The sequence below is a fragment of the Qipengyuania sp. BR81-2 genome, from assembly GCF_055693895.1.
On the sequence record NZ_CM146344.1, the window covers coordinates 2358157 to 2372146 of the forward strand.

Annotated in this window: 9 protein-coding genes; 4 read left to right on the plus strand and 5 right to left on the minus strand. The window is 60.5% G+C overall.

The window, feature by feature from the left end:
- Positions 1-30 precede the first annotated feature (30 nt).
- Positions 31-1029 (plus strand): hypothetical protein, encoded by a 999-nt coding sequence (locus ACZ1G8_RS11965; protein ID WP_472679584.1) that lies wholly within the window; start codon positions 31-33, stop codon positions 1027-1029.
- A gap of 60 nt (positions 1030-1089) precedes the next feature.
- On the opposite strand, the gene ACZ1G8_RS11970 is transcribed toward ACZ1G8_RS11965, so the two are convergent.
- The 5 genes from ACZ1G8_RS11970 to ACZ1G8_RS11990 all read right to left on the minus strand — a co-directional run bounded on the left by ACZ1G8_RS11970 (position 1090) and on the right by ACZ1G8_RS11990 (position 7853).
- On the minus strand, positions 1090-3336 hold the full coding sequence (locus ACZ1G8_RS11970) for a M3 family metallopeptidase (RefSeq protein ID WP_472679585.1): 2247 nt from the start codon (positions 3334-3336) through the stop codon (positions 1090-1092).
- A gap of 163 nt (positions 3337-3499) precedes the next feature.
- Positions 3500-5449 carry a hypothetical protein gene (locus tag ACZ1G8_RS11975; protein WP_472679586.1) on the minus strand — a complete coding sequence of 650 codons (1950 nt, stop codon included), beginning with the start codon at positions 5447-5449 and terminating at the stop codon, positions 3500-3502.
- 114 nt (positions 5450-5563) lie between these two features.
- Entirely contained in the window at positions 5564-6211 is a 648-nt protein-coding gene (locus ACZ1G8_RS11980; protein WP_472679587.1) for a hypothetical protein, read from the minus strand.
- Positions 6211-6750, minus strand: coding sequence for an RNA 2',3'-cyclic phosphodiesterase (gene thpR, locus ACZ1G8_RS11985; RefSeq protein WP_472679588.1), 540 nt, complete (start codon positions 6748-6750; stop codon positions 6211-6213). Before thpR ends, ACZ1G8_RS11980 begins: the two co-directional genes overlap by 1 nt.
- A 176-nt stretch (positions 6751-6926) precedes the next feature.
- Complete coding sequence (locus ACZ1G8_RS11990) at positions 6927-7853, minus strand: lysozyme (RefSeq protein WP_472679589.1); 927 nt, start codon at positions 7851-7853, stop codon at positions 6927-6929.
- Between the two features lie 342 nt (positions 7854-8195).
- On the opposite strand from ACZ1G8_RS11990, the gene uvrA reads away from it, so the two are divergent.
- Genes uvrA through ACZ1G8_RS12005 form a run of 3 tightly spaced genes read left to right on the plus strand, consistent with a single transcriptional unit; the run spans position 8196 to position 13964 of the window.
- A complete protein-coding gene (uvrA, locus tag ACZ1G8_RS11995; protein WP_472679590.1) occupies positions 8196-11111 on the plus strand; it encodes an excinuclease ABC subunit UvrA in 2916 nt (971 codons plus the stop codon).
- Positions 11108-11764, plus strand: coding sequence for a PIN domain-containing protein (locus tag ACZ1G8_RS12000; protein WP_472679591.1), 657 nt, complete (start codon positions 11108-11110; stop codon positions 11762-11764). Before uvrA ends, ACZ1G8_RS12000 begins: the two co-directional genes overlap by 4 nt.
- Positions 11742-13964: an NACHT domain-containing protein gene (locus ACZ1G8_RS12005; RefSeq protein ID WP_472679592.1), complete on the plus strand. Its 2223-nt coding sequence runs from the start codon at positions 11742-11744 to the stop codon at positions 13962-13964. The genes ACZ1G8_RS12000 and ACZ1G8_RS12005 overlap by 23 nt, the downstream gene beginning before the upstream one ends.
- Positions 13965-13990: the final 26 nt, after the last annotated feature.

A 13990-nucleotide genomic window follows, 5' to 3' on the forward strand; every position in this document is an offset into this window, starting at 1 on the left:
GCCAGCGCCGTGATGGGCTAGGCGTGTCGCATGACCGATACGAGCAGTATTGCCGCCGACCCCAGCTGGCTCCCGCACCGAATCGACGTGCCCACGCGCATGGTCGAATTCATCCGGGTCGAGCGCGATGAATTGTCCTCACAGGGGTTCCTTGCCGACCGGAGCGGGGAAGGCGATGCGAAGGCGCTGGTCTCGTGGGACGAGGTGACCGCGATGCGCCCTGAAAGAGGCAAGCTGCACTTCATCTTTCACACCGCGTTCTGTCGCTCGACACTTCTGGCGCGTGCGCTCGATGCGCCCGGCGTTTCGGTCGGGCTGAACGAGCCGGGCATCATCGTGAGCATGTACAATGCGGGTGAGGCAGCAAGGCCGCTTATCGTGCCGCTGCTGGCGTTGCTCGCAAGGCCGCATGCTCCGGGCCAGGCCGTTTTCGTGAAGCCCACCAATCACTCCAACATGATGATGCCCGCGCTGCTTCAGGCGCGACCCGAGGCGCGTGCGATCCTCATGTCCAACGCCCTTCCGGTTTTCCTGCGTTCTGTCGCCCGCAAAGGCCTCATGGGCAGGCGCTGGGGACGCCAGCTGTTCCTCGAGATGCAGGGCTATGCGGGCATGGATTTCGGCATGGACGCGCGCGAGAATTTCGCGATGAGCGATCTGCAAGCGGCAGGCCTCGCCTGGTTCCTCGCCCAGCGCTGGTTTGCATTGCACCTCGGCGGGCAGGTGCAGGGTGTTGCCGGCGACCGGATGCGCGTGCTCGATGGCGACCGCTTCGATGCCGAGCGCGAGACGGCGATCGCTTCCGTGCTCGAATTTGCCGGTGTTGATGCGCCAACCGGACTCGCGGGCCAGCTGGCCGCGGGCGATGTCTTCTCGCAGCATTCGAAGCTGGGAGGCTCCTTCAAGGAAAAGGCTGCCGAGGAAGAAGACGCGAAACTGGTCGAAGAGATCGAGCAGGTCGAAAAATGGGTGGGCATCATCGCTGGCCAGACCGGCCTTCCGATCCCGCTCAAGCAGACCCTATTCTAGCCAAGAAAAAGGGGCCGGACCTCGCGGCCCGACCCCCAATCGTTTCTTCGCGCCGAAGGCTTATTCGACAGCGGTTTCGGGCAGCTTGCCGTCCGATGCCGTGCCTTCGCCCTTCTCGTCGCCAGCAACGAGGCCAAGCGCCTCGAGCATGTAGCGAACGTCGGGCTTACGGCCCGCGAAGTTCTCGTACATGTCGAAATAGTCCTGCGTACCGCCGCGGCTCAGCACGGTGTCGCGATAGTGCTGACCGGCTTCGATCGACAGTCCGCCGTTCTCGCGGAACCAGTTGCGGCTGTCGTGATCGAGCATCTGCGTCCACAGGTAGCTGTAGTAGCCGGCCGAATAGCCTGCCGGGCTGCTGAAGATGTGGTTGAAGTAGGTGCTGCGATAGCGCGGCGGCACGAGATCGATCTCGAGGCCGAGCTCTTCGAGCGACTGTCGTTCGAAGGCCGAAACCTTCTCCGGCGTGTCGAGCGCAGCGGCTTCTTCCTTGGTCAGCGCGGCCCACTTCATGTCCAGCAGGGCGGCTTCGACGACTTCGCCGAAGTCATAGCCCTGGTTGAACTTCGAGGCGGCCTGGATCTTCTCGACCATCTCGGTCGGGATCGGTTCACCGGTCTCGTAGTGGAAGGCATAGTTCTGGAGGACTTCGGGCCAGGTCATCCACATCTCGTGGACCTGGCTGGGATATTCCACGAAGTCGCGAGCGGTCGCCGTGCCCGACAGGCTTTCATAGCGCTGGTCGGCGAAGAAGCCGTGCAGCGCATGGCCGAATTCGTGGAAGGTCGTGTTGACCCAGTCAAAGCTGACCAGCTGCGGTTCGCCTTCGGGCGCCTTCGGGATGTTGAGCACGTTGTAGATGACCGGCTTGGTATCCCACAGGTAGCTCTGGTCGACGAAGTTGCTCATCCATGCACCGCCGCGCTTCGAGGGGCGCTGGAACGGGTCGAAGTAGAACAGGCCGAGCTCGCTGCCGTCGCGGTCGAACACGGTGTAGACCCACACGTCGGGGTGGTAGACCGGAATGTCCGTGCGGCGCTCGAAGGTCAGACCGTAGAGCTTCTCGGCCATGAAGAAGACGCCGTCTTCGAGCACGCGGTCGAGGACGAAGTATTCCATGACTGCATCTTCATCGAGATCGTACTGCTCGGCCTTGATGCGGTTGGCATAGCGATACCAGTCCCACGGCTTCACGGTGTAATCGCCGCCGTCGGCAGCGATCGCTTCGTTGAGCATGGAGGCTTCACGGCGCTGCGTTGCGGCAAGGGCCGGAACCATCTGCTCCATGAAGGCGAGCGCGGTTTCGGGCTTCTCGGCCATGCGATCCCACATGGTGTAGCTCGCCCAGTCGGGCTTGCCGAACAGCTCTGCCTTTTCGGCGCGCAGCTCGGCGATGCGGGCGATCAGCAGGCGCGTGTCGATGTCGGTCGTGCCGTCGGCACGGTGGTAACTCGCCTCGAACAGCTTCTGGCGTGCGTCGCGGTCGTCCATCGCGGGGATGAGCGGCTGCTGCGTCGTGTTCTGGAGCGCGATGGCATACTTGCCTTCGTGGCCCAGCTCGGCGGCGAAATCGGCGGCCGAGCGGATATCGGCTTCCGAAAGGCCGGCAAGCTGTTCGCGGCTGTCGAAGATGACCGGCTGCTCGGACATCGCATTGCGTGCAAGCTGGCCGAATTCCGTCGTGAGCGTGGACAGCTGCGAGTTGATCGACTTGACTTGCTCGCGCTGCTCGTCGGTCAGCAGGGCGCCTGCCTGGACCATGCCCTCGTAAGTGTTCTCGAGGAGGGTCGCGTCTTCGGGCGTCATCGTCATCGAAGCGCGGCTGTCATAGACTGCCTTCACGCGTGCGAAGAGGACGGGATCGAGACGGATGCTGTCGCCATGCGCGGTCAGCTTCGGGCTGATTTCCTTGTTGATGGCGTCGAGACCCGGCGTGGTGTTGGTGCCGGTCAGGTTGAAGAACACGCGCGCGACGCGGCCGAGCATGCGGCCCGACTTTTCAAGCGCGACGATGGTGTTCTCGAAGGTCGGAGCCTCCGGATTGGCCTTGATCGCTTCGACCTCTGCCTTCTGGATCGCCATGCCCTGCTCGAATGCGGGGATGTAATCGTCTTCCGAGATCTTGGTGAAATCGGGGGCGAGGAACGGCAGCGTGCTGTCGGCTGCGAAGTAGCCGGTGCCTTCGGGGATGGTCACTGTGTTTTCGACATCGGCGTCGGCAAGCGGGTCCATCTCTCCTCCCGGGGTGGTGCTGCATGCTGCAAGCAGGGCTGCGGCGGCGGTAGTGGCCAGAATGTGGGCCTTCATGGTCTCTCCAATATTTCTGCGGTGGCGCGTGGATTGCGGGCAGGGCCGGTCGCACGCGCGTGCGACGCGCGTTATTGAGCGGAAACCGCGGTTTTTGGCAAGCTACAGGGCGTCCAACCGCCGATTCCGGTCGGCGGAGGACATTGCCTGCAATGTTTCGGGCTTACCTTTCGATGTCTGCCAGCAGGCGGCGCATGAGCGCCATCACGTCGAGACCCTTCACCCGTGCATCCTCGCCTTCGCGCGGGGGCAGCATGGCGGTGAGCTTGTACTGCTCGCCATCGGGTTCGAGCATGAAGGAGCCGCCGGCTACTTCGACAACTGCCTTGCCGTCCTCGTCCTTCAGGAGAATGATATCGTTGGTCGAGGTGATTTCCTCGCCCAGCAGCACTTCCTCGGTCAGCGTGTAGAGGTTCTTGCTCGCCTCCTTCAGCGAATATCGGAAGTAGAGCGGTGCGCCGAAGTCGGCATTGGGACGCTCTGCCACCGGCGGCGGGCCGTCATTGGTCGAGATCGTCGCATCCATGCGCATGTTGCGCACTGCGAGTGCGGGCGACTGGTCCTTGAGGATCGTATGCTGGCCGCGACGGTTGTCGGGCAGGCAGGTTGCGGTCCATTCGATCTTCACATTGCCCGTAGGGTTGTTGTCCCTGTCGACGAGGGGAATTTCCTCGCGCGTCGGCAGGCACCAGATGAGGTCCATGTCGATCTTGCGCTCGATCGCCGGGGTCGAGGGCACCTGATAGCCATAGCCGCCATAGGTCACCGTCGTGCGCTTGGCCGGGACACCGTAGACCGGCATGCCGCCTTCGACCGAGCGGCTGGAGAGCAGCGTACGGATCTTCACGTCCTCGGTAACCACGCCGGTATAGCCATGGCGGAAGGCCGAGGTGACGAAGTGGTCGCCGACCTTGAAGGGCGTTTCGGTGACAGTCACGTCACCGGTGCTCTGGTAGGGCAGGCGGGTAAACTGCTGGTTCGCCGACAGCTGCGCCTGGGCGGGAGCGAAACCGGCGCTCAGCGGTGCCAGCTTGTCGCGGCCCTCGACACGGTAGAGCGTCTCGGTGTCGAGCACGCGCTCGAGTTGGATCGAGGCGCCCGACTTCTTCGAGCTGATCTGCGCATAGGCCGGGCCCATGCGCGCCACGCGGCCGCCCTTGTTGGCAGGCTCGACGCGCTCGTATTTCTCCGACTTGGCGCAATAGGGATCGCCCCAATAGGTGCCCGCACGCGAAGCCGGCTCGTTGCCGTGCTCGTCGCTGCCGAGGCGCAGCTGGTAGTAGGGGAGGTCCCAGTCCTTGCCGCAAGTGGTCCACTGGGCCTTCATCTCGGGAAGGGCATCGTTGCGGACGGTGTAGGGCGCAGCCGCCTGCATCGGGACAGCGGCGGTGAGCACCGTCGCACCATGGACCGATTTGCCACTCCGGCTGGCGATGAAGGCGAATTCGTCGAAGCTGCGGTCACCGTCGCGGTCGATCAGGCACATGTCCTTCTCGCCGCTGGGCGTTGCGACCTGCGTTCCGCAATAGACGACGCCTTCGAGCGTGGTCAGGCTGTTCTTGTCATTGGTCGAGCGGAAGCGTGCCTCGTAGAGGTCGATCTCGCCAGTGCTGCCGTCCTTCCAGGTCACGTTCGTGGTGGCGGCCGAAGCAGCGCGCGCACCCGTTTCACCGAGATAGCGGTCTTTCGGCGCATCGCCGGTGTGCCAGACACTGCCGGCACGCTCGTTGCCCGAGAGCGCGGTAAGGCGCAGCGGCACGTCGATCGCGACCGAGCGGTGCAGGATCTCGGTACGGGTGAACATTTCGGCGAGCGCCATCGGTTCGATCGAAACGGCGATGGGAATTTCGTCGAGCAGAGCCTGTGCGCGCTGTTGCGGATCGAGGCGACGGTTCACCCCTTCCGCCATGATTTCGAACAGCGAGCGTTCGTCCGCCTCGATTTCCTGCGTGGCGGCAGCGGGCGGAGGTACCATGACCGGCGGCGGTGTCGTGGACGATGGCGCGGGTACAGCCTGCACCGGCACGGGCGGACGCTCCTGCGCAGCCGCCATGGAGCCGACGCAAAGCGCAGCAATTGCCGCCGAACCGGCGACGCCAGACAGATATTTCATGATACAACCCCTGAATATACGAATCCCTGCGCGTAATTTGCCGCTTTTCAGGGGCGAGAGCAAATAAATCCGCGCGCGCGTCTACAGAATTTCGCAGACCGGCATTTCGTCTCGTCAGTCGATTGGTCGACCCTGTCCAAGGTCGGCTTGGTCGACCGCCGCTGTAGCAGCTTCGAGCAGGGCCTGGCGATTTACCGTCACCACTTTCGGCTGACCTGATTCATCGATGACGAGCCACAGGGAACCCAGCGCGAAAAACGCCCCTTTTTCCTTCTCGACGGTCATTTGAGACAGGTCGAGACGCTGCAGCATGTCGAGCATGTTCGGATCGAAAATGTCGTCAAACAAGGCTTCCACCTGCTCTTCGGTGAGGTCCTGTCGCTCGCCATTTTCGTCGATGTAGAGCAGCGGTATGCCAAGTTGCGCGAGGATGCGCGCCTTGTCGCCGCTTCGCGCTGCTTCGCGAAGCGCGGCGATCGCAGCCTCGAACCGGCTGGGGCTGGCGCCGGTCGCGCATGATATCGCGCCGCCCGTAACAACGTCGTTCGCCCGGTCGAATTCGATGTTGGGCTCCTCTTCCTCCGACCAGACCAGCAAGAGGCAATTCTCTACAGCGTCTGGATCGTCCTGTTCGGCGATCGTATCGAGAAGTTGCTGGCTTCCCGGGGCATCGTCCGCAGCTTCGCCCCCGGCCTGCGAACACGCGCCTACCAGCGCGCCGGTGAGGGCGAAGGTCAGGGTCAGGCGAAGCGCGTTCTGCATCATTCCTCGCAGCGGTAGGTCACCACAGGTTCGTAGAGAGAGCCCTGCGGGCGCAAATGGCTCTCGTACAGGGCGTAGGTGTCCACCTCCCACGGTCCAAGGGCAAGCCCTGCATGGCACGCAAGGAACGGGGCAAGCGGTCCGCATGACTGGTTGAGGCGGGCCAGAGTTATGTGGGGCGCGAACTTGCGGCTCTCGGGTGCGATGCCGAGCGATACGCACACGCGCTCGATCTTGCGCTGGAGATGGAGAAGCGGCTCGCTAATTAGGATGCCCGCCCACAGCGTGTGCGACACGCCCTTGCGCTCGAAGGAGCCGACGCCGCTAACTGCCAATTCGAATGGAGAGAAGCTCAGGCGAGCTAGTGCTTCGGCCAGGTCGTCCGCGCGGTGCGGATCGGTTTCACCGATGTAGCGCAGCGTAAGGTGCAGTTGCTCGTAGTCCTGCCAGCGTGCATTCTCGATCCCATCCATCAGGTCGATAAGTGCGTCGCGGATTGAAGACGGCGGGCGAATGGCGATGAAAAGGCGGTGTGACATGGCGAGGGAATTGTTCGGGGCGCAAATCAGGGTGCGGCTTGGTTTCAATCGCGAGGGTGCAGAGCGCTATGCCCCGCATCCCTGGCGTCGTAATGTGCAAAGTCGTCTGGTAGCAAGCCCTGCGCGTTGGTCTCGCCGCAGACGAGGTACACGAGGCTGATAGAAGCCATTGCCTCTTAGGTGTTCGAAGCTTCGCTGCTCGGTTCGCGGGGGTCTTCGTAGCTTGCATCCATGAAGATTTTCGCCCGTCGTTCCGACCGGAATTCTAGGCCGCGAGCGACCTTTCCGCCTGCATGCCTGTAGTCGAGTTCGCTCGCAATTCCTTCGTAATCGCCAGCTGCAATAGCAGCGTTCAGGCGCGGGCTCTCGCGCTCTGAGACGTTGCCGAGACCGACATTGTAGACGAGGTCGAGCAAGGCATCGAATTCGTGCTGGTATAGCGGCAAGTCGCCCACGAGGATGCGGACACCTTCCTCGGCCGTTTCGAGATCGGCATCGAGGAAGTCGAGCACGCGCTGCTCGGAAATACGGTCACCTACCCTAAGGTTGTCTGCCGGGCGCACGAGGTGTCCGACACCCACCGTCGGATAGCCGGCAACGTCGCGATAAACGGTGTAGCGAACGCCTTCCTCTTCGATCAGCGCCTGTTTGAACTCGTCGCTGGCCTTGAGCAGGGCGGCGGGCATGCGCACGTCCTTGGCCACGACCGGCTGGGTGACCTTTACGGCAGGTTTCATTTTGGGTGCCTGCACTGACGGTCCGGTAAAGGCCGCCAGACTGATAGCGCCGGCGCCCATCATCAGCGATGCGCGCTTGCGTGTCGAAAGGCGAGGCTTGACCTTGTAGACTGTCGATGCAGCCTGGCGCGCCTTCTTGAGGGCGCGGCGGTGATCGCGGTGACGCCTTATGCGGTGCAGCAGGCCCGAAGCCCGCTTACTTTCGCCCGCATGGGGCGTCGATGTCCATTTCTCGTTGTCGAGCGGACGGTCGAGCTCCTTCATGATCGCCTTGAGCCGCTCGCTCTGGATTGTCGGGCGGGCGGTGCTTTCGGGCGTATTCGATGAGAGGGGCGCGACCTTTTCCCTTTGTTTTTCGTCTGACATGTATTTCGTGCGCCTTGTAACTGTAATTGCTGGCGAAACCCTTGGTCCGGTTCCGCATCGCCGGAATTTCGACCTGGTCCGCTGGGCGGGAGGTGTCCGGCTGGTGCTTGTCTTTAGAACGGACGAAAGGCGCAGTTGGGTCCACGGCCTGCCGATGATGGGCAACGCCTGACGGTTGGCGTCGGACAGGCAGGGGTTTGGGCGGGGGCGTTGTAAATCGGCCTTCGTTTCCCACATCGTCGGAACAGGATCACGGCCCGCCCGCTTTGCTGGGGGAAGGGTACTTTTCTGGTCCCCCACGGCACTTGACCTAAGCGAACAATTCGGGAACACGCTTCCTTCATGGCACTTACGAAGATCTCCGTCCGCGGCGCGCGTGAACACAACCTCAAGGGCGTCGATATCGACCTGCCCCGCGACAGCCTGATCGTGATCACCGGCCTGTCGGGCTCGGGCAAGTCGAGCCTGGCGTTCGACACGATTTATGCCGAGGGCCAGCGTCGCTACGTGGAGAGCCTCAGCGCCTATGCGCGCCAGTTCCTCGAGATGATGCAGAAGCCCGATGTCGAGCATATCGACGGGCTGTCTCCTGCTATCTCGATCGAGCAGAAGACGACGAGCCGCAATCCGCGCTCGACCGTGGCGACGGTTACCGAGATTTACGATTACATGCGCCTGCTGTGGGCGAGGGTGGGGGTGCCGTACTCGCCCGCCACCGGCCTGCCGATCGAGGCGCAGACGGTCTCCAACATGGTCGACCGCGTGATGGCGCTACCCGAAGGTACACGCCTCTACCTGCTCGCGCCGGTAGTGCGCGGGCGCAAGGGTGAATACCGCAAGGAGCTGGCTGAATGGCAGAAGGCGGGCTTCACCCGCGTGCGCATCGATGGCGAAATGTATCCGATCGAGGAAGCGCCAGCGCTCGACAAGAAGTTCAAACACGACATCGAAGTGGTGGTCGATCGCCTCGCGGTGAAGGAAGGTCTGGAAACGCGCCTTGCCGACAGTTTCGAGACCGCGCTCAAGCTTGCCGACGGCCTCGCCTATGTGGACCTTGCTGATGGCGTGGTGCCGGGGCGCGAGGACGAGGTCGAGGGCGGCGGTGCGATGAAGGGGGCGGGGCTGCCCGCCAACCGCATCGTGTTCTCCGAACGCTTCTCCTGCCCGGTTTCAGGCTTCACAATCGAGGAAGTCGAGCCGCGCCTCTTCTCCTTCAATGCGCCGCAGGGCGCCTGCCCGACCTGTGACGGCATTGGCGAGAAGCAGCTGTTCGACCCGCAACTGGTCGTCCCCAACGAGGCGCTGAGCCTGAAGAAGGGCGCGGTGGTGCCCTGGGCGAAGAGCAACCCTCCGTCGCCCTACTATATGCAGGTCCTCGCCAGCCTCGCGCGAGAATACGAGTTCAGCCTTGAGACGCCGTGGGAGGATTTCGACAAGGAAATCCGCGAGATCATCCTCTACGGCACCAAGGGCCGCGCCATCCCGCTCACCTTCAAGGACGGGCGCAAGGAATATACGGTCAAGAAGCCGTTCGAGGGCGTGATCGGCAACCTCAATCGCCGCATGCTCCAGACCGAGAGCGCGTGGATGCGCGAGGAGCTGTCGAAGTTCCAGACCAGCCAGCCTTGCGAGACCTGCCACGGCAAGCGCCTCAACGAGAAGGCGCTGGCGGTGAAGATCGCGGGTACCGACATCGCCACGCCCACCAAGATGAGCGTCGCCGATGCGAAGGACTATTTCCTGAAGCTCCCCGATGCGCTCAACGACACGCAAGGCCAGATCGCCAAGGCCATCCTGAAGGAGATCAACGAGCGGCTGGGCTTCCTCGACAACGTCGGCCTCGACTACCTCAACCTCGACCGTACCAGCGGCACATTGAGCGGCGGTGAGAGCCAGCGCATCCGCCTCGCATCGCAGATCGGCTCGGGCCTTTCGGGCGTGCTCTACGTGCTCGACGAGCCCAGCATCGGCCTCCACCAGCGCGACAACGACCGGCTGCTGGAAACCCTGAAGCGCCTGCGCGATCTCGGCAACACGGTGATCGTGGTCGAGCACGATGAAGACGCGATCCGCCAGGCGGACCATGTGGTCGACCTCGGTCCGGGCGCGGGCGTGCGCGGGGGCGAGGTTGTGGCGCAGGGCACGCTCAAACAGGTGCTGAAGTCGAAGAAGTCGCTCACCGCGGACTACCTCACCGGCCGGCGCGAGATTTCCGTCCCCGCCAACCGCCGCAAGGGTAACGGGCACGAGCTCACCGTCCACGGCGCGCGGGCTAACAATCTGAACGACGTCACCGCGAGCCTCCCGCTCGGCACCTTCACCTGCATCACCGGCGTCTCGGGCTCGGGCAAGTCGTCCTTCACCATCGACACGCTCTACGCCTCTGCCGCGCGCCAGCTCAACGGCGCACGCATCGTTGCGGGCGCGCACGATAAGGTCACCGGCCTCGAATATTGCGACAAGGTGATCGAGATCGACCAGTCGCCCATCGGCCGCACCCCGCGCTCGAACCCGGCGACCTACACCGGCGCCTTCACCCAGATCCGCGACTGGTTCGCCGGCCTCCCCGAAGCGCAGGCGCGCGGCTACAAGCCCGGCCGCTTCAGCTTCAACGTCAAGGGCGGCCGCTGCGAGGCGTGCCAGGGCGACGGCCTGATCAAGATCGAGATGCACTTCCTGCCCGACGTCTACGTCACCTGCGAGGAATGCGGCGGCAAGCGCTACAACCGCGAAACGCTGGAAGTGAAGTTCAAGGGCCACTCCATCGCCGACGTGCTCGACATGACGATCGAGGATGCGGAGGACTTCTTCAAGGCCGTCCCCCCGATCCGCGACAAGATGCACATGCTGAACGAGGTGGGGCTGGGCTACGTCAAGGTCGGCCAGCAGGCGACCACGCTGTCAGGCGGCGAAGCGCAGCGCGTGAAGCTGGCCAAGGAACTGTCCAAGCGCAGCACCGGCCAGACGCTCTATATCTTGGACGAGCCCACCACGGGCCTCCATTTTGAGGATGTGAGGAAGCTCCTCGAAGTGCTCCACCGGCTGGTGGACCAGGGGAACTCGGTTGTGGTGATCGAGCACAATCTCGACGTCATCAAGACCGCCGACCACATCCTTGACCTCGGCCCTGGCGGCGGCGTGCGGGGCGGGGAGGTTGTCGCGCAGGGTGTCCCGGAGAAGGTGGCCGAGGTAGCGGAGAGTTATACGGGGCAGTATCTCAAGCCGATGCTGGAGCGGCAGCGGGAGGCGGCGGAGTGAGGAGAGTAGATCGGATTAACGTTCTCGCCTTTTTTGACTGGTATAACCTATTGAAGCAGGTTGATGAGAAGGGGGTGCTGCCTCTCGGTAATCGAACCTCTCTAGCGCTTCGACATGGTTGTCGGTTGCTCGAGAAAGCACTAGCTGCAAATTTTGACGGGGAGGCTCGCGTCCGAATCCGATTTTACGGAGGGTGGTCTAAAGGATTTGAAAGAACAGCATTCTTCAAATCCCTGATCGCCGCTCCGGAGACATTTGACCCCCTGTCCCTATTTCGCTCTGCACGTATTGATTTGAAAGCCGAATTTGAATTCGGTGATGTATTGCTTCAGGCGCTCCCCTCCCGAATTCATTCTAGTTTAGCTGCTCATCTTCCAAATACCTCACGCGATCGTGGAGGGAAGAATCGCGAGGAGAAAATGGTCGATACTGCGCTCGCCGTCGACGTTTGTTGCACCGCAATAAGCGAACCGGATACGTGGGCGGTTGTAATCTCCAACGATGACGACATGATACCTCCGGTGATGTGTGCAGAGTCTTTGCTGAAGGCTGGAAATGGGCGCGCCATGCTCGTGCATGGTGGAAAACGAAGAAAAAGTGCCAAGTATCTCACATTGGAGGGCCTAGTTTATGACCGCTCAGATTTCGCTTGAGGAACTAAAGAAGGTTCTTACGCCTTTTGCGGATCTGGGTACTGAGGCACCTGCAATCGTAGAAACTCAAGGCCGAAACAAGTTAGTTTTCGTCAGAGATGCCCATGAGACATCGATCGAATTGGTCGATGGTAAGATTGTCGAGCAAGTCGGGCCTGACACTCTTTCCTATGCAACAATCCGATCATTGCTTGCTTCCGAGCGTTACGCTGATTTGAGGTCGTGGGCTCTGAAACAGGAAATGCTCTTGCGACAAGAGCTCAGCGATTTGGATAGTTATATTGATGTGCTCGGTTTGCTCGACGGAGACATCAATGAACTAAGTCTCGAAGAGTTTGATCGGCAGCTAGCGAAAGAGCAGCCTGACGGCACAACAAAAGTGATGCTGATTGATGGTCCCGCGGGCATAGGGAAAACGCAATTCATCAATCGTTTAGCTCTTGAGCGAGCAACAAATTATACTTCGAAGCGGAGGGCGTTGATTCTCCATGTCGAAAGCCGTGGGCGGCAGCTTTCGTATGTTTATGATCTTATAGCTTTCAGCCTCCAGCGGCTGCGTAGCTCAGTAACGTTTGATCAGATCCCTGTGCTTGCTAAGTATGGACTGATTACGATCGCAATCGATGGTTTTGATGAGCTAGCAGATCCGAACGGCTATAACTTGGCTTGGGCACAAGTTAACGAACTCGTCGAGAACATAAGGGGTAGCGGTCGGCTCATATTGGCAGGACGAGAGACCTTTATTGGCAGGGAGCGCGTGCAGAGCGATATCGTGGCTCTGCGCGATGACATTGACCCTGTTCACTCTTTCACCCTGCAAGCACCAACACCATCAGCGGCTTTGAGCTGGCTTGAAGCTCAAATGAAGGTGGAAGCGCTTCCCGAACATTTTAGTCGATTTCTTGAAAGAGGCTCACTTGCATTAAGGCCTTTCTTCCTAAAGCAGCTTTCTCGAGCAGACTTGGCTGACCATTTGGGAAGCCAGGCAGAGGGTGGTGTCCTTACGCTCCTGGTCGATTCAATGATCTCAAGGGAGGCCACTAAGTTTACCGCAAGCACGAACAGCCGAGAACAGATCGAAGCGATCTCTCGTGTTGATTTGGCATCGTACGTCCGATTGCTGATGATCGAGGTTGCTCGTGATATGGCGGACAACCAAACATCTGCCATTTCGGAAGCGAACCTGGCTTTCATATCGCGACTGGTAATGCCAGAAGACTTGGACGAGGCTACCGAATTCACTTTGTTGAACCGCACCTCTTATATTGGATTTTTGACAAACGATACTCGTCCTGGCCACTTTCGATTTTTTCATGAGAAGTTCTATGAGTACTTCCTATCCGAGGCTATTTTTTCCTCCATTTCCAATGGAGAGGTCGCGAAATTCCTGAGAAAGAATATCTTTGGCGGCAGTTTCTACGAAACATACAGTGGCGTGATCGAGGTCGCGTACGCGCGCGAAACGGACTCGCGCTATTTTGATCAGATCGCGAGGCTGCTCGAGCAATCGCGCGATTTCGACCGAGGTAGGAAAAACCTGTCCTCGATCGCCGTTGCCTCACTCTCATTCTATGAGGGAGAACCGTTTGTAATAGCTAACGCGGAGTTGGACGAGGCGCGAATAGTTGGAACAGCAGGCAAAGCGGAATTGGTTAGTTGCCTTATCTCTCAATTCGATGTGAGAGGGGCTGACGTGTCCGAGCTTCTGTTGAATGGTACAACGTTAGTAACGCTCATAGCCTCGGAAGATTCTTTGTTTCCAGAGAATGGTTTCAATCCGCAACGATTGGTGATTGTTGGAGGGGGCAGCGAGAGAACCGTGCATGCAGCCGATGAAGTTACACAATGGATCTCGCTACATTCGATCAATCCACCTGAACAACAAATCGGATTGATTCCCAAACAATTACGCGACCACTCTGCTATCCGGCTTTTGAAGCGGGCGACTCGGATGCGTCAGTATTGGCTGCGTTCAGCAGATGATCGATTTGCCCAGAAGATTCTTGAGGATGACGACTGGGGAGTCCTCGAAGAAACTCTTTTGGAAAACGATCTCTTGACGATAGAAACGCGTCAAGCGTCGGGACCTGATGCTAGGTTTCACCACATACGCAGCGCATCAGAGATATTGAACGAAGACGCTTCGAATGAGAACGTCGTTCAGTTCTACAAGAGCCTGTCTGCAAAGCTGCTTGGATAGTTTTCCTACAACTTATAAGTAACATA